At 58.6% G+C, this 21,166-nt stretch carries 17 protein-coding genes and 1 pseudogene; 12 read left to right on the top strand and 6 right to left on the bottom strand.

The window, feature by feature from the left end; all coding sequences use genetic code 11:
* Window positions 1-492: 492 nt before the first annotated feature.
* The 3 genes from NLY42_RS06685 to NLY42_RS06675 are packed head-to-tail and all read left to right on the top strand — an operon-like array spanning window position 493 to window position 7,828.
* A complete protein-coding gene (locus NLY42_RS06685; protein ID WP_023755393.1) occupies window positions 493-6,192 on the top strand; it encodes a GAF domain-containing protein in 5,700 nt (1,899 codons plus the stop codon).
* Window positions 6,189-6,578 carry a response regulator gene (locus NLY42_RS06680; protein WP_023716288.1) on the top strand — a complete coding sequence of 130 codons (390 nt, stop codon included), beginning with the start codon at window positions 6,189-6,191 and terminating at the stop codon, window positions 6,576-6,578. Before NLY42_RS06685 ends, NLY42_RS06680 begins: the two co-directional genes overlap by 4 nt.
* Window positions 6,575-7,828 (top strand): adenylate/guanylate cyclase domain-containing protein, encoded by a 1,254-nt coding sequence (locus NLY42_RS06675; RefSeq protein WP_023755394.1) that lies wholly within the window; start codon window positions 6,575-6,577, stop codon window positions 7,826-7,828. Before NLY42_RS06680 ends, NLY42_RS06675 begins: the two co-directional genes overlap by 4 nt.
* 261 nt (window positions 7,829-8,089) lie before the next feature.
* On the opposite strand, the gene NLY42_RS06670 is transcribed toward NLY42_RS06675, so the two are convergent.
* On the bottom strand, window positions 8,090-9,691 hold the full coding sequence (locus NLY42_RS06670; protein WP_023755395.1) for a winged helix-turn-helix domain-containing tetratricopeptide repeat protein: 1,602 nt from the start codon (window positions 9,689-9,691) through the stop codon (window positions 8,090-8,092).
* Between the two features lie 141 nt (window positions 9,692-9,832).
* Between NLY42_RS06670 and NLY42_RS06665 the strand changes: the two genes are divergently transcribed.
* The 3 genes from NLY42_RS06665 to NLY42_RS06655 all read left to right on the top strand — a co-directional run bounded on the left by NLY42_RS06665 (window position 9,833) and on the right by NLY42_RS06655 (window position 13,327).
* Complete coding sequence (locus tag NLY42_RS06665; protein WP_031244734.1) at window positions 9,833-10,033, top strand: hypothetical protein; 201 nt, start codon at window positions 9,833-9,835, stop codon at window positions 10,031-10,033.
* A gap of 486 nt (window positions 10,034-10,519) precedes the next feature.
* Window positions 10,520-12,676, top strand: coding sequence for an exonuclease domain-containing protein (locus tag NLY42_RS06660; RefSeq protein WP_023755396.1), 2,157 nt, complete (start codon window positions 10,520-10,522; stop codon window positions 12,674-12,676).
* A 438-nt stretch (window positions 12,677-13,114) separates the two neighbouring features.
* Window positions 13,115-13,327, top strand: a complete 213-nt coding sequence (locus NLY42_RS06655; protein WP_031244733.1) for a DUF768 domain-containing protein — start codon at window positions 13,115-13,117, stop codon at window positions 13,325-13,327.
* Window positions 13,328-13,940: 613 nt separating this feature from the next.
* Here the strand turns inward: NLY42_RS06655 and NLY42_RS06650 are convergent.
* The 3 genes and pseudogenes from NLY42_RS06650 to NLY42_RS06640 all read right to left on the bottom strand — a co-directional run bounded on the left by NLY42_RS06650 (window position 13,941) and on the right by NLY42_RS06640 (window position 15,189).
* Complete coding sequence (locus tag NLY42_RS06650; protein WP_023755398.1) at window positions 13,941-14,144, bottom strand: hypothetical protein; 204 nt, start codon at window positions 14,142-14,144, stop codon at window positions 13,941-13,943.
* Between the two features lie 349 nt (window positions 14,145-14,493).
* Window positions 14,494-14,953 (bottom strand): annotated as a pseudogene (locus tag NLY42_RS06645) (Ros/MucR family transcriptional regulator).
* 98 nt (window positions 14,954-15,051) lie between these two features.
* Window positions 15,052-15,189, bottom strand: a complete 138-nt coding sequence (locus NLY42_RS06640) for a hypothetical protein (RefSeq protein WP_245263576.1) — start codon at window positions 15,187-15,189, stop codon at window positions 15,052-15,054.
* A gap of 158 nt (window positions 15,190-15,347) precedes the next feature.
* Here NLY42_RS06640 and NLY42_RS06635 point away from each other — a divergent pair, with 158 nt between their 5' ends.
* Window positions 15,348-15,524: a hypothetical protein gene (locus tag NLY42_RS06635; RefSeq protein ID WP_155923335.1), complete on the top strand. Its 177-nt coding sequence runs from the start codon at window positions 15,348-15,350 to the stop codon at window positions 15,522-15,524.
* A gap of 84 nt (window positions 15,525-15,608) precedes the next feature.
* Here the strand turns inward: NLY42_RS06635 and NLY42_RS06630 are convergent, their stop codons facing one another.
* Together NLY42_RS06630 and NLY42_RS06625 are read right to left on the bottom strand one after the other, a co-directional pair.
* On the bottom strand, window positions 15,609-15,977 hold the full coding sequence (locus tag NLY42_RS06630) for a DUF488 domain-containing protein (protein ID WP_023755399.1): 369 nt from the start codon (window positions 15,975-15,977) through the stop codon (window positions 15,609-15,611).
* A 388-nt stretch (window positions 15,978-16,365) separates the two neighbouring features.
* Complete coding sequence (locus NLY42_RS06625) at window positions 16,366-16,749, bottom strand: hypothetical protein (protein WP_156933822.1); 384 nt, start codon at window positions 16,747-16,749, stop codon at window positions 16,366-16,368.
* Between the two features lie 163 nt (window positions 16,750-16,912).
* On the opposite strand from NLY42_RS06625, the gene NLY42_RS06620 reads away from it, so the two are divergent.
* The 5 genes from NLY42_RS06620 to NLY42_RS06605 all read left to right on the top strand — a co-directional run bounded on the left by NLY42_RS06620 (window position 16,913) and on the right by NLY42_RS06605 (window position 21,151).
* Entirely contained in the window at window positions 16,913-18,154 is a 1,242-nt protein-coding gene (locus NLY42_RS06620) for a hypothetical protein (protein WP_023755400.1), read from the top strand.
* Window positions 18,155-18,188: 34 nt separating this feature from the next.
* Entirely contained in the window at window positions 18,189-18,770 is a 582-nt protein-coding gene (locus tag NLY42_RS06615; protein WP_023755401.1) for a HupE/UreJ family protein, read from the top strand.
* Window positions 18,771-18,856: 86 nt separating this feature from the next.
* Window positions 18,857-19,252, top strand: coding sequence for a hypothetical protein (locus NLY42_RS06610; protein WP_156933821.1), 396 nt, complete (start codon window positions 18,857-18,859; stop codon window positions 19,250-19,252).
* 8 nt (window positions 19,253-19,260) lie between these two features.
* Window positions 19,261-20,145: a DUF4198 domain-containing protein gene (locus NLY42_RS31780; protein ID WP_023755403.1), complete on the top strand. Its 885-nt coding sequence runs from the start codon at window positions 19,261-19,263 to the stop codon at window positions 20,143-20,145.
* Between the two features lie 592 nt (window positions 20,146-20,737).
* Window positions 20,738-21,151, top strand: coding sequence for a response regulator transcription factor (locus NLY42_RS06605; protein WP_050591135.1), 414 nt, complete (start codon window positions 20,738-20,740; stop codon window positions 21,149-21,151).
* Window positions 21,152-21,166: the final 15 nt, after the last annotated feature.

Raw genomic sequence — 21,166 nt, 5'->3', positions numbered from 1 at the left:
GAGTGTGAGCGGCATCCTTCCCCAACTGCTCATCATACATTAGCAAGCACTGTTACATGCCAAGCGGTTGATTGTCAGTACCTGGCCAGCGTCTTTGCGCAGCCACTAGCCTGTGATGTCCTTCTGCGGCAAAGCCCCGGGTCACGGTCGTCACGAGAAATGTCCGCTTTCGCGAGCGGCCAAGGTGCCCGGAATGACCGAGATGCGGCGCATTGCTGACCGGTGATCGACTGGTTGTAGAACAAGGTGCAGAGAAGCTGGCACTCCGCCTACGACCCCATCTCGGACGCATCCCCTATCTGCAATAGCTCCGAAAGCCTGCGCTCAGGTGCATTGCCAAGGTGCCGCGCTGCGTCGCAAACGGGCGTTGCAGGTCACAAACTTGACGCTGGGCTGGCCAAAGCCGACACTGAGCAGAGAAAAAACAGGAGCACCTCAGTGGGAGGGCCCGACTCCGACTCTGAGATCACGATCAGCTCGCTCCGATCCGAGTTGACAGCGGCGCGCGAAGAAAATCAGATACGCACCGCTGAGGTCGCCAATCTCCTTGAACAGCAGAATGCGACGAGTGCGATCCTCAGGGTGATCGCCGCATCGCCGACCAACATCCAACCGATACTGCAGACACTAGTCGACTCGGCTATACGCCTGGCCGGGGCGGACATCGGCGCAATCACGTTGCGCGTTGGCGATACGCTGCAGTTCATGGCAGGCGGCGGGCAGGCTGCTGAGCTGCATGCATACGAACGGGCCAACCCACATGTCGTGGGACGAGGGACGTTCCAGGGCCGCGCCGCGCTGGAGGGATTGACGATCCATGTGGCGGACGCGCTTGAAGACCCGGAATACGAAAGGCCTGAGGCCGCAATCATCGGCAGTTTCCGCGGAGTACTTTCAGTCCCGCTGAAGCGGGGTCAGGAGACCATCGGCGTATTCGGCATGGCGCGGCGGACGATCGGGCTATTTTCACCGCGTCAAGTCGAGCTGGTCGAGAGCTTCGCCGACCAGGCTGTAATCGCGATCGAAAATGCCCGGCTGATCGAGAAAGTCGAGGGGCACAATCGTGAACTGGCTGAGTCGCTGGACCAGCAGACGGCGACGGCCGAAGTGTTGAAGACGATCAGCAGTTCGGTGTTCGATCTTAATTCCGTGCTGCATACGCTTGTGAAGTCCGCGTCCGACCTCTGTCATTCCGGGATGGGCTACATCTATCTGCGCCAGGGCGACGTGTTGCAGCCGACGGTACAGATCGGATGGAGCCAAGAATTCCAGGACCACATGAACAAGCTCCCGGTCACGCCGGGCCGGGGCAGCATCGCCGCCCGCGTTGCCCAGAGCGGGTCAGTAGAGCAGATTGCCGACGTTCTCGACGATCCGGAGTATACCAACATCGAAGGCCAGCGGCTCGGCGGCTTCCGTACCCTGCTGGGCGTTCCGCTGATGCGGGACGGCGCAGTGACCGGGGTCTTCGTCCTCGCCCGCTCGTCGGTCTCGCCGTTCAGTACGCGCGAAATCGAACTGGTGCAGACATTTTCGGATCAGGCGGTCATCGCCATCGAGAACGTGCGGCTGTTCGAAGAGGTCGGGTCGCGTGGCCGCGAACTGGCCGACGCGCTAGAGAAGCAGACAGCGACCGGCGCAATATTGCAAGTGATCGCCGGGTCTCCTACGGACATTCAGCCTGTGCTTGACGCCGTCGCTGAAAGTGCCGCTCGGCTGTGCGACGCCTATGACGCAACGATCTATCTGCTGCGCTCCGACAGGCTGGCTGTGGGAGCGCATCACGGACCGATTCCGATTGACAGTGCTGGCTTGCCAGTCGCGCGCGACGTCGTTACCGGCCGCGCCGTATTGGATCGGGTTGCGGTCCACGTTCACGACTTGACCATCTCTGGAGAGGAGTTTGCAACTGGCCGAATGATGGCTCAACGTCTTGGTTTTCGCGCGATTCTCGCCACTCCGCTGTTGCAGGAAGGAAAAGCAATCGGAGCGCTTATGATCCGGCGCATCGAGGCGCGACCCTTTAGCGACAGCCAAATTGGCCTGCTCAAAACTTTCGCCAACCAGGCCGTCATCGCAATCGGCAATGTGCGGCTCTTCGAAGAGTTGCAAGCTCGCACCGCCGAACTTGGCGAAGCATTACAGCAGCAGACCGCGACCGCGGATGTGCTAAAGGTCATAAGCCGCTCCGCATTCGACCTGCAGAGCGTCCTGCAGACACTTATCGATTCTGCGGTGAGGCTCTGCGGTGCGAAAACGTCTGGCATCTTTATGCGCGAAGGCGATGTCTTCCGGCTTGCGGCTGGCTACGACCAAACCCCGGAGTATCGCGCGTATGAAGAGGCGAATCCGAGTCCGATCAACCGACAATCCTGGGTCGGCCGAACAGCACTCGACAAGGCAGTGGTCCATATTCCGGATGTTACCAAGGACACCGAACATGGCCTTCCCGAAGCTCCGCGACTCGGAGGTTATTCGGCTGTGCTCTGTGTACCGCTCATGCGCGAAGGATCGGTAATTGGCGTCTTCGCAATGACGCGACCTGAACCCGGTCCCTTCACCGATAGTCAGATCGAACTTGTCCAGACCTTTGCCGACCAGGCGGTGATCGCCATCGAGAATGTGCGCCTGTTTCAAGAGGTACAGGCACGCACGGCGGAACTGAGCGAGTCACTGCAGCAGCAAACGGCGACTGCGGATGTGCTGAAGGCGATCAGCCGCTCGACGTTCGACCTGCAGGCGGTGCTCGATACGCTGACGCAATCGGCCGCACAGCTTTGCGAGGCGGATATGGCGGGGATCACCCGGCAGGGGGCGGAAGGCTTTTACTACGCCACCAACTACAATCTCTCGTCGGATTGGCAGGAGTACGTGAAGGACAAGCGCCTGGCGCCCGGACGCGGCACCGTGGTCGGGCGGGCATTGCTCGACCGCAAGATCGTGCATGTGGCCGATGTCCTGGCCGATCCGGAATACACGTTCCTGGAATCGACCAGCAAGGTTTGGTTCCGGACGGTGCTGGGTGTGCCGTTGATGCGCGAGGGAAATCCGATCGGCGTGCTCGTGCTGGCTCGTCAGGAAGTCCAACCTTTCACCGAGAAACAAATCGATCTGATCCAGACCTTCGCCGACCAGGCCGTAATCGCCATTGAAAATGCTCGCCTGTTCGAAGAAGTGGAGACGCGCACGGCGGAATTGAGCGAGTCATTGCAGCAGCAGACGGCGACGGCCGATGTGCTCAAGGTCATCAGCCGCTCAGCCTTCAATCTAGGGGCCGTTCTCGACACGTTGATCGCTTCCGCCTGCCGACTCTGCAATGCCGAAATGGGCCTCATATTTCTGTCACGCGATGGGTCCTTCTCTCCCGAGGCGAGCCACGGCACACCCCCCGGATACTTGGAATTCATGCGAACCCATCCGATCAAACCGGGACGCGAGACGTTCACGGGACGGGCGGCGCTGACCAAGGCAGTGGTGAACGTCGACGACGCGCTTAATGATAAGGAATTCACGTTTTCCGAAGCCCGCGACCGCGCCGGCTATCGTGCTATGCTTGCCGTGCCGTTGTTGCGGCAGGGCGAAGTGATCGGCGTCTTCGCCATGCCCCGTCGCACGACAGGCGCGTTCAGCGAAAAGCAGGTCGAACTCGTGCAAACGTTCGCCGACCAGGCCGTAATTGCGATCGAGAACGTCCGCCTTTTCGAGGAGGTGCAGCAGCGGACACGGGAGGCCACAGAGGCGCTGGAGTACCAGACGGCGACTAGCGATGTGCTTAGCGTTATCAGCCGCTCGCCCACCGATGGGCAGCCAGTGTTTAATATGATCGCGCAAAGCGCCGCCCGTCTATGCGAAGCGCAGTTCTGCTTTGTCTACAGATTTGACGGCGAGCTTCTGCATTTCGTCGCGCATCACGGCATCACCGAAGAAAGCGTTGAGATCGTGCGCAACACCTTTCCCGTGGCACCTACTCGCGGCAGCGCTGCCGAACGGGCAATTTTATATCTTGACGTGGCGCAGATCCCGGACCTCACCTTGGATAGTGAATTCACGCATCGCGCCGCGGCGGCTTTTTCGGGCCTGCGCAGTGCTGTCGCCGTGCCGATGCTGCGTGACGGCCTGGCCATCGGTTGCATAGCAGTCGGGCGTGCTGAGACGGGCTTTCTTGCCTCTAAGCAAGTCGAACTTCTGAAGACCTTCGCCGACCAGGCCGTGATCGCCATCGAAAATGTCCGCCTGTTTGATGAGGTCAAGGCGCGGACCGCGGAGCTAAGCGAGTCGCTTCAGCAGCAGACAGCGACAGCAGACGTGCTCAAGGTCATCAGCCGGTCGGCCTTCGACCTGCAGAACGTCCTTGACACCCTGGCAGAGTCCGCCGCGCACCTCTGCGACGCGGACATTGCCGATTTCTATCGTCTGGTCGACGACGGATTTCAGTGGACCACGACTTTCAGCCGAGATCCGGAAGCGGCCCCTGCCCATACCAAGATCATGCGCCGGCCGGGGCGCGAATCGGTGTCAGGGCGCGTTCTGCTGGAACAGAAAACCGTTCACGTACCGGATTTCGAAGCTGATCCCGAGTTCACCTTCACCGACGTGGCGCGGCAGCGCGGCGTTCGCTGCATTCTCGGCGTTCCGCTCCTGCGCGGCACGGAGCTGATGGGGTTGCTTCTGGTCATGCGCAAGGCGCCCGGGCCGTTCTCGCCAAAGCAGATTGAGCTAGTCGAGACTTTCGCCGATCAGGCTGTCATCGCCATCGAGAACGCGCGGCTGTTCGAGGAGGTGCAGACGCGCACGGCGGAATTGAGCGAGTCGCTGCAGCAGCAGACGGCGACGGCCGACGTGCTGAAGGCGATCAGCCGCTCTACGTTCGACCTGCAGCCGGTTCTCGACACGCTGGTGGAATCAGCGGCCAAGCTGTGCGACGCGGACACGAGCGTCATCTTCAAACGCGACGGCGATCTCTACCGGTGGTCGGCCGAGTACGGCAATTTGCCTGAAGCCGCGGTTTTCGCCAAAGCCAATCCCTTTGCCCCTAGTCGCGACAGCATCACTGGAAGGGTGGCCCTCGAAGCCCGTGCCGTCCACGTGTCGGACGTGCTCGCCGACCCGGACTACGGGGCAACGCAGCTTCAGAAGCTCGGCGGCTACCGGACCATTTTATGCGTTCCGATCTTGCGCGAAGGCGCGCCGGTCGGCGTATTCGCGCTGACGCGGTCACAGGTACGGGACTTCACGCCGAGGCAGATCGAGCTCGTCGAGACGTTTGCCGACCAGTCCGGCATAGCGATCGAGAACGTCCGGCTGTTCGACGAGGTGCAGGCGCGTACCCGCGAATTGTCACGCTCGCTCGAAGATCTGAGGACCGCGCAGGACCGCCTTGTGCAAACGGAGAAGCTCGCCTCACTCGGCCAGTTGACCGCCGGTATCGCCCACGAGATCAAGAATCCGCTCAACTTCGTCAACAACTTCTCAGCGCTCTCCGGCGAACTCATCGATGATTTGAGCAGTGTGCTGGCCGGCGCGCCTTTGGAGGCATCCGTGCGCGAAGAGGTTGCCGAGCTGACAGGCATGCTCAAGAGCAATCTCGACAAGGTGGTCCAGCACGGCAAGCGGGCCGATTCCATCGTCAGGAACATGCTGTTGCATTCGCGCGCGGGTTCAGGAGATCATCGTCCGATCGATATCAATGCCGTCGTGGAGGAGAGCCTGAACCTTGCCTATCACGGGGCGCGCGCCGAAAAGCCAGGATTCAACATCACGCTGACGCGGAATTTCGACCCGCAGGCGGGGGATGTCGATCTCTACCCGCAGGAGATCACGCGGGTGCTTCTCAACCTCATCTCCAACGGCTTTTATGCAACGGCCAAGCAGAGCGCGGCGACGAATGGCACGGGCTATGAGCCGACGCTCTCCGCTATGACCAGAAGTCTCGGCGACCGTGTCGAAATCAGGATCCGCGACAACGGCATCGGCATTTCGCCGGAGGTGAAGGAGAAGATGTTCAATCCATTCTTCACGACCAAGCCAGCCGGCGAGGGCACCGGGCTCGGCCTGTCGCTCAGCCACGACATCGTCGTCAAACAGCATGCCGGCACGATCGACGTCGACAGCCAGCCAGGCGAGTTCACCGAGTTCCGGATTGTGCTGCCGCGCGCTGCCGCCTCGCTCGCAAAATCGGGAGGTGAAGCATGAGCCTCCTCATTCTGGTTGTCGACGACGAGCCCGACGTCGAGCCGTTATTCCGCCAGCAGTTCCGCCGCGACATCCGAGCCAGCCGCTTCACCATGGAGTTCGCGCAATCGGCGGTCGATGCGTTGGAGCAGATCGACCACGCCGAAGGGGTGACATTGATCCTGGTGCTGTCTGACATCAACATGCCCGGCATGAGCGGGCTCGAGCTGCTGCCGAAGATCAAGGTGCTGCGGCCCGACGTCCCGGTTATCATGATCACCGCCTATGGCGACGCCGAAACCAAGCGCAAGGCGTTGGAGAACGGCGCCGAAGCGCTGCTGACCAAGCCGATCGACTTTGCGACGCTCAGGCAACAGATCGAAACGCGGCTGGGAATGGTGGCGTGACGGCGCGCATCCTCGTGGTCGACGACGAGCCCGATCTCGAGGTCTTGATCGTCCAGAAGTTCCGGCGTCAGATCCGCGACGGCGCGGTCATTTTTCTCTTCGCCAGCGATGGTGTGGACGCCCTGTCCGTCATCGACGGCAACAGCGACATTGACATGGTGCTGTGCGACATCAACATGCCCCGTATGGACGGCCTGTCGCTCCTGGAGAAGCTGCAGCAGGCCGAGGGGCAGCAGCTTTCGACCGTCATCGTCTCCGCTTACGGTGACATGGCCAACATCCGCACCGCAATGAACCGAGGCGCCTTCGACTTCATCACTAAGCCGATCGACTTTGCCGACCTCGAGACCACGATCGCCAAGACCTTGAAGCATCGCGAGGTGCTGCACGAGGCGCATCGGCGGCAAGCGGTCGCGGAGCGCGCGCATGCATCGCTGTCGCGCTACTTCTCGCCCAATCTGGCCGAGCGGCTGGCCGGCGACGCCGACGGGTTGGCGCTAGCCGGACAGTGGCGCGAGGTCGCCTCGCTGTTCACCGACATTACCAGCTTCACCACGCTGGTGGAAACGATCGACCCTGCCACGCTAGGCGCGCTCCTCAACGACTATTTGGCCGGCATGACAGACGTCGTGTTCGCGCATGAAGGCACCGTCGCCAAGATCGTCGGTGATGCGCTGCATGTCTTGTTCGGCGCGCCTGGCGAGCAGCAGGACCATGCGGCGCGCGCGGTTACCTGCGCGCTCGAGCTCGACGCGCTGTCGCAATCGTTCCGCAATAGCTGGCGCGACAAGGGCGTCGCGGTCGGTACGACCCGCATCGGCGTCCATGCAGGTCCGGCGCTGGTCGGAAATTTCGGCGGAGGCCGCTTCTTCGACTACACGGCTTATGGCGACACCATCAATATCGCGGCGCGGCTGGAAAGCGCCAACAAGCAGTTGGGCACGCGTATCTGCGTCAGCGGGAGCGCGGCTGCAAGGGTCGACGGCTTCCGGGGACGGCCGGTCGGCGATCTGATGCTGCGCGGCAGGGCCGAGGCGCTACGCGCGTTCGAGCCTTTGTCGTCAAAGCAGTATGATGATCCTTCGACGGCGAGCTATCTCGAAGCGTTCGGCAGATTGGAGGCCGGAGATGCAAACGCGCTTACCGCTTTCGCCGCGCAGATCGGGAAATGTCCGGACGACCAACTCGCCAGCTTCCATCTCAAGCGGCTGCTCAACGGCGCCAAGGGAACACGGATCAGCCTCGACTGATCTTCGCGCGACCGTCATGGGACGTCAATTCTATCCGGATAGACGGCAGGAGCGGGGCGCTGGCGGCCATCAGGCATCTGGCTGCTCTTGGACATCGGCCTTTTTGCAATCCTGTCCATTCGGCGCACATTGGGGCCACCCATCGTCCATTTGCCGGGCAATTCCCCGCGCGCTTGCGCGTCGACCTACGGCCTCGCCGCACCGGCGTCTGTTTGCGGCGATCGCCCGGCATGGGACTGTGGGCGGGCGGCTGCTTTGTAGCTAACCTTGCGCATCGTGCCTGGCGGCTGCAATTAGATCCGCCTTCGGCAGGCCTGCGTCGACATGCTCTCGATCTTCCCGACGCCGGAACATGTTGACGTGGAAGAACCAGCCGATGAAATCTTCATATTGCACAGCTGGCGAGGATCCGCACCACAGCAGGCCAAATCTCTCGAGAGCCTGTCGCATGAGTTCCGAAGCCCGTTGCCGATCGCCGAGGTAGGTAAGGTTCGCGGCATGAAATGCCAAGATGTCAGGCCAGGTTCTCGGCGCCAATGCGAAGTACTCTTCAGCGGCGTCGTAACGTCTGGCAGTGACGTGAACAATTGCTCGCACGGCGGAGAACCAATCGCCGCCGAGAGGATGCAGAATCGCAGCGATCTCGGCTGCTTCATCAGCCGCGTTTTGCTCGCCGAGAAACGCCAGTGCGAGCGCACGATCGATACAGAGGCTTGCGTCGTTCGGATTGAGCGAAGCTGATATGGCGAACCTCGACCGGGCGCGTTCGAACTCACCAAGATAGAGGTGACTCCATCCCAGCGCATGGTGTGCTCGCGCCTCCGCTGCATCGAGCCGGACAGCCTGTTCCGCGCTTCGAAGCGCTGCCTCCTCGATCTTGCGGATGTTTGGAGAACCCGGTGACATCTGAGAGGTGCGTATGTGGCAAAAGGCCAGGCTTGCATGCGCTCGCGCGAACATCGGATCCTTATTTATTGCCTCTTCGAGCAACCGCTCGCAGGCAGCGTTGCCATCGAGTGTCCAGACATCGGACCCATGCATCGCGCGCAACCAGAGATCATATGCATCAAGGCTTTCAGTTCGTTTTGTTTTCGCCTGGGTTTCCGTGTGTTGCTCGACTTGTCCAACTATGGCGCTGACAAGTCTTCGGACCAACTCGTCGTGCACGGCAAATAAATCCTGAGCCATCCTGTCGTATCGTTCTGCCCAAATGTGCCTGGCGGTCACGGTTTCGATAAGCTGGGCAGTTACCCTGACGCTTGCGCCTATCTTGCGCACGCTGCCCTCAACGACGTAGTGCGCTCCGAGCCTGCTCCCGATCTCCTTGATGTCGACCGTTGTCCCCTTGAAGCAGGCAGAGGAGTGGCGCGAGACGACGGCAAGGGGACGGTATCGCGACAATTCGGTGATTAGATCCTCGGTGATCCCGTCACTGAAATATTCCTGATCCGGATCACCACTCATGTTGCTGAACGAGAGTACGGCAATTGTGGTCTTGCGGTCGGCAGGCCGAATGTCGGTGGTCAGGCTCCCATGCAGCTCAGATCCATCGAGGTCATCGGTATCAACCTCCACAGGCCGCGGCCCGGCATATTTGTAGCCCCGGCCATGAACGGTCACTATCATGCCGGGGTCAAGCGCCTTGCGCAGCGCAGACACTTGTACCTGCAGGGTATTGTCCCCTACCACCATGTCTGGCCAGACGCTGTCGAAGAGCTCGGTCTTCCCGACCACAGATTCAGCCTTGTTCAGCAAAGTGCCGAGGATATCGAAGCAACGCGCTGGAAGCTCTACCGGTCCGTCCGGGCCGAGCAATTGCCGTTTCGCGCGTTTCAGCCGGTAATGTCCGAAGTGGATATCCATTCGAGAGGTGCCCCGTCCGAGGACAGCAGCTTAGCTGAAGCGACGGCGAAAGCGAACTTCAGTGTTGTTCAGGATTTTTCAGGTTCGCGCCAAGGACCTGTGCGTAAACCTAGGCGAAGCTCGTGGCTACAGGAGGACGCCATGGTCGATATCGCCACTCACCTAGTCACCCATTCAAGACTGCTTCCTAAACTCGGTTTCGGCACCGCACTGCTTGCAATGACCAAAGTTCTGGGCGGAGCCTTCGAGATGGCGTACGTGATGCCTTACGAGACAATTGCTACGCTCCGGCCACCTCTCGCGGACCCATCTGATCTTCAGCGTCGCAATCCGAATTGGTAAGGGCATTAGGGACGAAGGTCTGCTTTCGGGAAGTCGCAAACTGATCTCTTGCGGCCGGAGTCAGGCGCAAAGCTGTCGCAAGCCCAACGTGATCACGCACCCGTGCTCAATGGTAGCTTTTGCCACGAATCGCTTGAGGCGTGCATCCCGAAGTACTCGGGCTTCTCGTGAGAAACCGAGGACGAAATCCGCGACGGTGTCATGCCGTGTTGGCGATCGAGTGTATCGCACCTGATGGCACGAAAAACATGTCACCAGCTATGTGCTTCCGACCGGAGCCGAAGGTGACGATTCGTTTGAGCGACGCATGAGGAAACAATCGGATTGAGGTCCACGTTGACATCTTCTCAGGATTGGAACAAATGTAGAACGTGCCAATTTTCTCGACGCTATTAGCTGGTTCCGTGAAGAGCGATCGCTCAAGCCTTCTCAGGCATGGCATGCGTCGAACTGCGTAGCGGATATGAACCTGAAAGGGCGGTGTGAATGAAGCTGCCTGTGTTGCCGGTCTATTATTATCATGATCATTTCACCGAAATGCTCGACATCGTCAGCGACACCTATGGTGCGGTGCTGACGGATCGACACCGCGCGTTTATCGCGACTTTTGCGACAATTTCGAAGGATGCGCAGTGCCTGCTTATCCGCATGATAAATCGGCGCGGAAGCATCTTTCGACAGTCGGCTTTTCGTTACGCCGAGATATCGAACCCTTGCCGCGCCGTGGCAGAGCTCCGGGCTCTTGGATATGTGCGGTCACTCGCGGACAGCGACTATGCATCCTTCATCGTCTGCCATGCGAAAGAAGCGCTCACGAAGGCTGGGAAGGACGCCGGCCTCACCGATCTGCGAACGTCCTGGGCGAAGGGAAAAGTGGTCGACTATTATCTGGCGAACGTCTCATTTGAGACAGCCTATCACCATTGCGGCGGCGATGATTTCATCGCGCTCGGCGACACGGCCCCGGTCGAATTCCTGCTGTACCTGTATTTCGGGAAGACCGAGCGAGATCTAAAGAACTTCGCCCTGCGCGACCTCGGCATCCTGCGCACCAACAAAAATGCAAACCTGAGTGCCCGCTTCACCGACGCTGAAGAGGCTCATGCAAGCTTCCACTACAGCCGGCTACTTGATCGACTTGAGATCAAATCCGAGGTCACCTTTCGCGCCTCTATTTCTGAAATTCTCGATGGTCCCGAATGCACAACCGACTACGCCGAGGAATTGAAAAGCCGAGCGGCGCACAGGGCGGGCCAGTTTTTTGAAAAAGACGGCGAGAAGGGAATTGCGATACAACTGTATCGTGCCGGTTCATCCTTTGTTTGTAATGAGCGCCTGACGCGTTTGCTCTACTCAACGGGAGATAAAAAAGGGTCGGAAGAGCTTCTTCGCAGGATGATTGACGATCCGGCGAGCGATGATGAATTCGTCTTTGCAAATGATTTTTATGCCCGCAAGTTCAACGGTCGGAGAACAGGGCTTTGCACCGAACTGCTGCGGGCCGGCCATACCGTCACAGTCGACGACAGCTGGCGCGGAAATCCTGAGGCTGGCGTAGCGGGCGTCATGCGAAGGCAGGGCCGCACGGTCTTCTATGCAGAGAATAAGCTCTGGCACTGCCTGTTCGGTTTGCTGTTCTGGGAAGAGCTGTTCGAGTCCGGTCAGCTCCATTCGAGCTTCGACTGGGTGCCGCATTGCTTGAAAGACAAGAGCTTCGCGCGTCTGTTCGCGCGCGATATTGACGCGAAGCTGTCTGCCGTGTCGTCGCAGTCCGTGCTCGCCCTAATTTTGCGCACCATCGCAGGAAAGTGGGGGACACCGAACGGGCTCTTTGCCTGGGATCATATCGACATGGATGCGATACGGCCCTTGCTTGCCGCTCATCCCGGCGGGGTGAGCACCATCCTTCGGCTCATGAGCGAAGACTTTCGCGCTATGCGCGACGGATTTCCAGACTTGATGATCGAGTTCAATGGCGAGGTCGCTTTTCTTGAAGTCAAGGCGGAAGGAGACGCTGTACGCCGCAATCAACTCACGCGCCTGCGTCAGTTGTCCAGCGCAGGTATCAAGGCTGAAATCGTACGTGTCGATTTTCGCTTCGATCCTCATCAAGAATATGTCGTTGTCGACATCGAAACGACTGGAAGCTGGTCGAATGGCGACCGTGTTACCGAGATCGGTGCCGTAAAAATCCGCAATCATGAAATTGTCGATGAATGGACGTCGCTGATCAACCCGCAGCGGTCGATCCCGGCGGCCATCACACGGCTCACCGGCATTACAAACGCTATGGTAAGAGACGCTCCACTTTTCGCGGAGATCGCGGACAGCTTCATGCAATTCATGGGCGACGGCATCTTCGTCGCCCACAATGTCAACTTCGATTACGGCTTTCTCTCCGGCGAATATGAACGGCTCGAGCGTCGCTTCCGGTTTCCCAAACTCTGCACGTGCGCGACCATGCGCAAGCAATTCCCAGGTCATAAATCCTATAGTCTTGCCAATCTCTGCGACGTGTACGACATCGACCTCAAAGGACATCACAGGGCACTCTGTGACGCACGCGCCGCAGCTCATCTTCTCAACCTGATCAATGGGAAACGCGATACCGGTCCTGCAACGCTTGCGGAGCAAGCTGCATAGGCTGGCCCGGCGGTGAGTTTCGATTTGCACACGCGTCCATTGCCACTAATCGCCGCAGTTGCGATCTCGGCATCGCCCTAATTATGTCTTTGACACTTGCCGCACTCGCCCCGCGCTGATGGGCGACCAAATTCCGGCTAGCGGACTATTCCGGCGATCCGGCCAGCGACAGCATCAAGTCCGCCTTTGTAAATCCGCGTCAGGACGTGCGCAGCGGCTTCGGCTCTGTGAGCCGTACATCCGAGAAGATCACCATTACCCAATCTGGCAGGCCTATTGGCGAGGCAGTCCCAAACACCCCAGGTTCCCTTGGCATCAATGTGGCAGTAAAATCTGTGCTGGTGATTTTCCATATCTGCACAATGCGCAGCGCCAGCTTTTGGGTACATGAGATCGGTAGAGGTGGTTAATGAGCGCGAGAGAGCGGGAAGGCCTGGTGTGGCCACACGCGGCCTGAAGTTTCTCGACAAGTGGGTCCTTGAGCAACTGCCCCTTGTGGCGCAGGGAGACCCGATCGCCGTCAGCGACTTGGCAGACCAGTTGATGACTGCGGCCGAGATGGCCGGTATCGATGCCCATGAAATCGCTGGCGAGGTCACAAGTGTTCTCGAATTGCTTTCGGAGCTGGTACGGAGTCGCGTCCGCGGCTGACTCAGGATTCGACGAAACGCCTGATGAGGTCGCCCAAAAAATTCCTTCGAGCTAGATCGGCGGCCTTTCGTTCATGGAACGTCCAGCAAGCGTTCGTACCTATATTAGCTATCGCTGGTGCGCTGCGCCGGCCGTGTGCAGTTCCATTGGATGAATTCGGCTCCTGTTACGGGTGATTGTCTCTAGTCTGTGCTGACAATTACGACATAACCAACTGCGGTCAAGATAGCGAGACTGGCATCCAGTTGAGGACTTTGTACAGGCCCAGCCACTGGTCGGGCTGATAGAACCATGGACAGGTCGACGCCAGCCTACCTGCGTCTACGACGGAAAAAGGGGGCCAAATGCCATCTTGAAGATAATTGTAAATCTGAAGCGTGAGCACCAATAGCGCGGAGATCCACAGGACCGGGCCGACGATGCCACAATAAGCCCCCCCGCTGGTGTTTCGGCACGAATAAGGCCCCCCGCACGTCGTGAAGGAATCTCGACCCAACCTGTCACTATTTTGTTAACCGCGAAGCGCGCCAAGGGCCGCGCCCTGATTGGAAACCCTGGGTCGCACGAGGCGTAATCTGTCGGTACAGAAAGTCGCGCGCCGCAAGTCGGGCATCTACTGCGCCAAACGATCAACGGATTGCAGGAAAACGGACGCTCCTGCCGCGACCGCTGCGTAGCTGGCCCATCGTTTTTGCCGTCCTATGTCGACCATGAAGTCATCGATCGAATCGCGGATGATCACATTGGCGGCTCGGATCCCGAGAGCAGCGGCTACAAAGCTGGCCAAGATCGACAGATATTGCAAAATCTCTGCCATGCACGGTCCCCTTTCCAAGCCGGGTATGATGTCACGCGCATGGACGTCCCGCGAGGGGACGCTCGACGATTTTGGGCTGTTTCCGAATGACCCTGATCTTACCTTGCTCGTGCAATTCTTGGAGCAGCTGGTAGCGCGGCCCCGCAAGGGCGTACTTGACGATTTCCGCGAGACAAAAAATTGCCGGTGTCGCAGCCGCCCGGGCGGTAGCAGCCCGGCGCACCGATTATTGACGTCACGTCAGCGTCTCAGAATGGGGCACTATTGTTGGCTCCGTAATTGCAAGACACGTATCGGGGTAGGGCACGGGAAGGTCCGCCGTCTCGCGAATGGGACGGCGGCTTTCGTGTTAGGTCGTCAGGGCGCGTTCCTTCGCTTTGCGCTTAACCGGTGCCTTTGCTGGCGTAGCCTTTCGACCTAGACCAATTGACTTTGCCATTGCGGACCGAACGGCAGCGTAGTTCGGCGCCACCATAGGGTAGTCGCGCGGCAAACCCCATTTGGTGCGATACTCGTCAGGCGTAAGATTGTGTGACGTCGCCAAGTGTCGCTTCAGGGATTTGAATTTCCTCCCGTCTTCTAGGCTTACGAGGTAGTCGGGGAATATTGACCGCTTTGCATTGACCGCAGGGATCAACTCTGCTCGATCGGCTGCGACTGGCTGGCGGATGCCAGACAATGACGCGTGCACAGAGGCTATCAGGTCAGGTAATGGCGCCTACGGGAACCGGGTTATTGGCCACGTAAGCAGAGACTACATCAGCGGTTAGCTCGGCCAGGTGAACGTCGTGGTTGTGTTCGTCCATCATAAGGCTTTCCCCGTTTCTGGAGTCTGTCTATTAGAACGCCCTTATCCGTGCAACCTCCTCCATGCGAGCCACAACGACATCGCTTCGTCCCTTTGCCATTAAGGAAGGCATTGTCGGACATTGAACTGAGCGCTTCCGTCGGTGGTGCTCTCATCATCACCGCAGGGCACCGGCAGATAGGCGTTGGCAATTAGCCAGTCACCGATGATGGTTTTGACAAGGTCAAACTTCGACATGTCCATCTCGACCGCAATGACGGACAGCGAATCCTCCACTCTCAGAACGAGTTCGATACCGTCGGTTTTTCTAATTACGAGCGCCCCGTTGAAGCATGATTTGCAGATCGGCGCGCGTAATCATTTGCCGCGTTGCGCCCGTGGGGCTATGAGTGGCTATGAGTGAAAAAACTGATGATCTAAAGATCGAAATTCAGAAAGCTGTCGCCATGCTCAATGAATGCGAGGCGGCTATGCGTCTTGGCGAAAGCAACCTTGCCCACGATTTGATTCGCCAGACGATTGTTAGGTTTGAGCGATTGCTTCACGAGGCTGAAACTGTTCCTCAGACTTGATGGACATGCGACTTCAGCTTCGATGAGCGGCCGAGTTTGGTGCCTCCGTTGTAATTGTAGTCCGTGCAAAGCGATATGACATGATTACCAATCTTCCAGCAGGATATCTCTGAGGACAACGGCATCGTTGTGGGCTTCATCATGAGCCGAGTAGACGAGCGTGATAGCTCCCTGCCGTGTCATATCGCGCAGTCGATCGAGCTCACCGCGATGCTCGTTGATCTCCGCAACATATCGCGTCCGGAATTCCTCCCAGCGTGCCGGGTCGTGTCCAAACCATTTCCGAAGCTGGGTGCTCGGCGCGAGTTCTTTCATCCAAAAATCAATGCCCGCGTCCGTCTTCTTCACCCCTCTCGGCCAAAGCCTGTCCACCAACACCCGCGTACCGTCGCCGACGTCACGGCTCTCATATGCCCTTTTTAATTTTACTTCGTGGAGAAGTTTTTCGCTCATCGATGCCCTTTCCTGCCCGTCGTGGTGTCGTCAGCTGCACTCTCAGAAGCAAGCAGAATTCACTTCTGAGGCTGGGTTACTATTCTTTGCGCCGACCAGCCACACGTTCACACATAGTGGTGTTCCTTCGCGAAATTCGGAGACATTGAGCATTATCAGCCTGCCATGACCGTCATCTCTCAGCAATTTGCAGGCTCTCAGCACGCTACCCCCGTCGCGGTGCGCATCCAATATGGTTTCGGGAACCATGGCCATTCAAAAATATCCCTACGCTCGCCGAAACCGGTGTAGCGGGCAACGCGACCGGAGAGTATCCGTCATTGGTATCGGTGCAATAAAAGACGGCGGCATGGCTGTCCCACCGCCGGCAGATCGCTGACCCCTATAATCACTTCAAGCGTTGAACGGCAGCGATGCGTAAGCGGCTGACACGTAGGCAAAGCGTTGAAACCGAATTGCGGCGAAGGCTAAGCCCGGTCGCCAGTTGCACGTTCAGTGTCACCTGCCTTGCTCCTGCTTCTTTCGGTGGCGACAGGAATTGTTGATCGGCCACGTGCTGGGCCTGCGGCGCGCATTCACCGCGAGCACAAAGGGCAGTATCGTTTTGGCTGCTTTTGCTGCGGTCGGTGTTCCAGATTTTCTCTAACGCCACATCTTGGCTTGCTGCTGGCATTCGGTTGAGACACCCGTCTTGCCGGCTGATCGGGCAATGCGCTCGGCCGCCTGAGCGTGACAAGTTCGTCAAAGACAAATCATTGAGGTCGTAATCCAATCGCGCGGATGTCCGCCCATTGACATCCTGTGTCTACGTCGAGCCACCCATTGCTCAATGGTATTGCCGATACGTTCGTTCAATAGATGTGTCCTCATCTCGGCTCAATTCTGTAGCGGAACGGAGCTTTTTTTTGAAACGCCGGGAAACGGGAGTACGCGCGATGCCGCATGAACGATTGGATGTGACCCAGAGAGCGGTTGTTGCCGCGGCGATGCTAGCGTTGTGTATCGGCGGTATCGAGCCCGCGTGGAGCTCTGATCACTTCGATTCCCCCGCCATGACCGCGAATCCCCAAGCGGATATTGCTGACGTGTACGCATGGACGGCGCCTGATGGTCGCCGGTTGAATCTCGTCATGACAGTGGTCGGACACAGCCTTTCCGACCGTTTGCAATATGTGCTGCATATCGATAGCGGGAAGACCTTTGGTCATACGACTGCTTCCACGACCATCACCTGCCGTTTCCCAACGCCTAAATTAGCGAGTTGCAAGCTTGGCAACTCGGATCGGGTGGACGGGGATGCCAGCAACATAGGTGGTCTACGGAGCCGCAATGGCAGGTTCCAGCTGTTCGCGGGACTGCGCGACGATCCCTTTTATAACAATGTCAAAGGTTCAATTAGCGCCTACGGCGTGGGGTTTGCTGCCATAAAAGGTGGAAGCGCCCCCCCCGATGCTGCCGGATGTCCTCAACTAGACGCTAAAGCCACGAAGGCGGTTGCCGATCAATGGCGGCACACGGATGGCGGTCCTGCAACCAATCTCCTTGGCAATTGGACGGCGTCCGCGATCGTTGTCTCCGTGGACCTGGACGCCATCTCGGCAGGGGGGTCGATATTGGCGGTCTGGGGTTCCGCCGCCACCTCGAAGCGACTACTCGATCGGATGGGCCGGCCGTTTGTTGGAAATACTTTGCTGGGCGTTTCTCCGTTTTCGACTGACGATGCGAGCGGTGATGAACGTGAGAAGTTCAACGAGGTCGGCGTGAAAGGAGGTGGTACCTTTGAGACGCGGATCGAAGGTTCGTTGGCATTCCAGGACAGTCTTGACGGAGAATGCGGCAATCAGCTGCTTGCGGAAAAGACGCCTGCCTCTCCGGCACGCTATCGTGCGCTTGCTAAAATGTTCGCTGACGACCGGCTCTGGGTCAACAGCGCTGTCCGTGAGTGCAAGCAGTTCCTGGCGGTCGAACTGGCAGCATTGGCCGGCCGGACTGCCTACCGCGCCGATTGCGGGGGCCGCAGCCCAGTTTACGACACACCGAATATGTGGCGATCTCTGTTAGTCCAAGGAACCACAAACGAAATCGCTTGGGACGGTCTGGTTGGCGATGAGCATCGACCTTCTGCAACAGACTTTCCGTTCCTTGCGCCGCCCGATCCGAAAGGGGTGGATCATTAAAATGCGCCGCGGTGCTCCGTGTCGCAGATCAACCATGAAGATCTTGGTTGGAATCATGCTGATCTTCGCATCGAGTTCGGCGCAGGCCCACATGGGAACCGGTCTTCCTGGCGGGTTCGCGTCAGGGTTCTTGCATCCGCTCAGCGGCGCAGATCACATGTTGGCCATGGTTTCGGTGGGTCTATGGGGAGCCTATTTGGGGCGCCCGCTCATCTATTTGCTTCCGGTAATTTTTCCGACGGTCATGGCAGGCGGCGCTCTGCTGGGAATGGTCGGCTTGCGCCTGCCGGCCGTCGAGGTTGGCATAGCGCTTTCAGTTCTGGTGCTGGGCGGCTGCATCGCCTTCGCTGCGGCGGCTCCAATCTGGTGTGCCGCCCTTATCGTCGGTGTTTTCGCAATCTTCCACGGCTATGCCCATGGGCAGGAACTGCCCTCGGCGGCCGACCCCGTGGCATATAGCACAGGGTTCGTGCTCTCCACCGGCTTGTTACACGTATTCGGCATCGGGATTGGCGCCCTCAACGGCTATCGTTGGGGCGCAGTGGCGACCCGCCTGACCGGTGGCTTCATCACAGCAAGCGGACTCTGGTTCCTATATGCGGCGACACGGCCGTGAGGGGAGGGGTACTTCCACCGGCGCTGTTGTTTGCGGCACTAGGTCTCGCGCTCGCTTTTGCTCCGCTTCGCGCGCGATTGTGGAGCTTGGTCGCACTCGTCGGCATACTTGCCTCACTTTTGCGGGTGAATTTGCCGCCTGACTGGCTCGAGATGGCATTTCTCGGATGCTGGATAAGCACCGCTATCACCGCCGCGGCTGTTCACCTGCCTCGCGGGCTCGGCCTATCAGGCAGCGTTGCACTTGCAGTCAATGCAGGCGTTTGGGCTCACATGGTGGTAGCGTTCTCCGGCGTGCCCTCCGACGCCTTCTGGGCGCTGCTTGCGGTTACAGTGATCGTCCCAGCAGCCGGGTTGATCGCGTTAAATGCATCGATCGCTATCAAGGTGGCATCGAGTTGGCTCATCGCGATCGCTGTGCTTGCCGGAACACTGCCCTTCCTTCATGTCACCCCCGGATATCTTCCTGACCACCTCGAATAGGAACTGTCATGACAAGAGATGGGCGAGGCCAATTTAGTCGGATTTTGCGCTCGCGCGGATGGCTCGCACTTTCTGTTCTGTTTGCTTGCGGTGCGTTTCCCGCAGGCGCCCATGATTTCTGGATTGCGCCAAGTTCATACTGGATTTCACCCGCCGTCGTCGTTGGGATGACTCTTCAGGTAGGGCATGGGCTATCTCGCCAGCGATCGCCAATCCCGCTGCGCCGCATAGTCCGTTTCGAAGCGGTGGGACCCGACGGTGCGAGAACAGATTTGAAGGCAGGGCTAAATTTGGGAGGCAGTGCGGAAGATGGCAGTTTCACCCTTCAGAAACCCGGGTTGAACGTGATTGTTCTTCAGACGGACAGCCTCGCTCAAACACATTTGCCGTCAATCCGATTCAACGACTATCTCGAGGCCGAAGGACTGACCCCGGCGCTCGATTTGCGGACCCGTCTTGGTCGCATGGACCGCGATGGATCAGAAAATTACAGCCGATGTGCGAAATCGATAATGCAGGTCGGCCCCGTTGGCACAGGTCCTCCGGGGCAGATAACTCGCCCCCTGGGTTTACCACTGGAGATCGTACCGGACCGTAGCCCTTATGCACTCCCACGATCCGCGGCGTTTCCCGTGCGGGTTTTATATTTGGGCCGGCCGTTGGCCGGAGCGTTGGTCAAGTTGACCCATTTGGAGGACGATGCCGCGCCCTTGGAATCTCGCCTTACCGATCAGGCGGGCAGAGCGACCTTCACATTGCCGATTGACGGTTCATGGCTGCTGAATGTGATTTGGACGCGGTCTCAGCCGAGTTGGGCCGAAACGGACTTCGAAACCACTTTCTCCAGTCTCAGCTTCGGCTTCCTGCGGAGCACGTCAACTCCAAGCCGTTAGGTTCCGCTCGAAAGATGGTCCATCGGACGTGAGGTGAACGCCGCACGGTCCATCCTGGAGTTTCTCGTGGCGCTGCATAGGAAGGGTCAAGCCATGATCACGGCCTGCCATAGCGCCACCTTCCCATCCTATAAGCTGGCGTAATTTGGTTGTGTGCCACTGCCTTCGAAGCCGCTCTTGATCACAAACCTGAACCGTATCTACGCTCAGCAGCAGATTGCGATTGATCGGCTCGACATGCTAACCATATCCATTGCGCCAGCGGCGACTTTTCCGATGGCCGCTGAGGCAATGAGACAGGATCCGCCGTGGTCCACGTACTTTAACCGGTTAGTAGAAAGTTTGGGACGACAGGGCGGCAGACGGAGCACTACGGGATTGCTAACCAGCCGCCTGCGAGAGGTCATGGTTTCGGTCACTCAAGGCGAACCGGTGCGAGACGCGGCATAGGCGGATTGAGATGCAAAGCACCTCATGGGAGAGTGATGCAAGAATGGAAGTTCGTTCGGTTGCCGACATGGTGAGCGCGGCCCCGAGCGTCAGTCTGGTGGCGGGAATGTCAGCAGAGCGTAACTGTCTTCGGCGGTGGTAGATGTACACACCGCATGAGACGGACACAGGTCGGGCCACTGGCCAAAATGTCCTAATCTCGATCATTGATGATGACGAGTCGATCCGCGAGTCCGTTGCGGGCCTAATTCTTTGGATGGGTTTCCGGGTCGCGACATTCGCATCTGGCCCCGAGTTTCTAGCCTCCCCTGAGGTCCTGGATAGCGCTTGCATCGTGTCCGACGTGCAAATGCCGGATATGAATGGCTTCGAGCTGCACCGTCGATTACGGGATCTAGGTCATAGTATTCCGACGATTCTGATTTCGGCATACCCCAATGACGAGGTGGATGTGCGCGCTTCGGCCGAGGGTATCATTGGTTACCTTTGTAAGCCCTTCAGCATCGAAGAATTGGTAATGTGTGTCCGTTCGGCTTCTCTAGCTCCCAAGGAATGATGCCATAGCTTGGGG

The sequence above is a fragment of the Mesorhizobium sp. C372A genome (genome assembly GCF_030323245.1).
Classification (GTDB): domain Bacteria; phylum Pseudomonadota; class Alphaproteobacteria; order Rhizobiales; family Rhizobiaceae; genus Mesorhizobium.
Note: the sequence above shows the minus strand (reverse complement) of the source record. Positions and strands in the feature narration are given on the sequence as shown.

Excerpts from the sequence above, each read along its gene's own strand:
- NLY42_RS06680 (WP_023716288.1), top strand. The coding sequence starts at position 6,189 with ATGAGCCTCCTCATTCTGGTTGTCGACGACGAGCCCGACGTCGAGCCG.
- NLY42_RS06670 (WP_023755395.1), bottom strand. The coding sequence starts at position 9,691 with ATGGATATCCACTTCGGACATTACCGGCTGAAACGCGCGAAACGGCAA.
- NLY42_RS06665 (WP_031244734.1), top strand. The coding sequence starts at position 9,833 with ATGGTCGATATCGCCACTCACCTAGTCACCCATTCAAGACTGCTTCCT.
- NLY42_RS06660 (WP_023755396.1), top strand. The coding sequence starts at position 10,520 with ATGAAGCTGCCTGTGTTGCCGGTCTATTATTATCATGATCATTTCACC.
- NLY42_RS06650 (WP_023755398.1), bottom strand. The coding sequence starts at position 14,144 with ATGGCAGAGATTTTGCAATATCTGTCGATCTTGGCCAGCTTTGTAGCC.
- NLY42_RS06640 (WP_245263576.1), bottom strand. The coding sequence starts at position 15,189 with ATGTCGAAGTTTGACCTTGTCAAAACCATCATCGGTGACTGGCTAATT.
- NLY42_RS06635 (WP_155923335.1), top strand. The coding sequence starts at position 15,348 with ATGAGTGAAAAAACTGATGATCTAAAGATCGAAATTCAGAAAGCTGTC.
- NLY42_RS06630 (WP_023755399.1), bottom strand. The coding sequence starts at position 15,977 with ATGAGCGAAAAACTTCTCCACGAAGTAAAATTAAAAAGGGCATATGAG.
- NLY42_RS06620 (WP_023755400.1), top strand. The coding sequence starts at position 16,913 with ATGCCGCATGAACGATTGGATGTGACCCAGAGAGCGGTTGTTGCCGCG.
- NLY42_RS06615 (WP_023755401.1), top strand. The coding sequence starts at position 18,189 with ATGAAGATCTTGGTTGGAATCATGCTGATCTTCGCATCGAGTTCGGCG.
- NLY42_RS31780 (WP_023755403.1), top strand. The coding sequence starts at position 19,261 with ATGACAAGAGATGGGCGAGGCCAATTTAGTCGGATTTTGCGCTCGCGC.
- NLY42_RS06605 (WP_050591135.1), top strand. The coding sequence starts at position 20,738 with ATGTACACACCGCATGAGACGGACACAGGTCGGGCCACTGGCCAAAAT.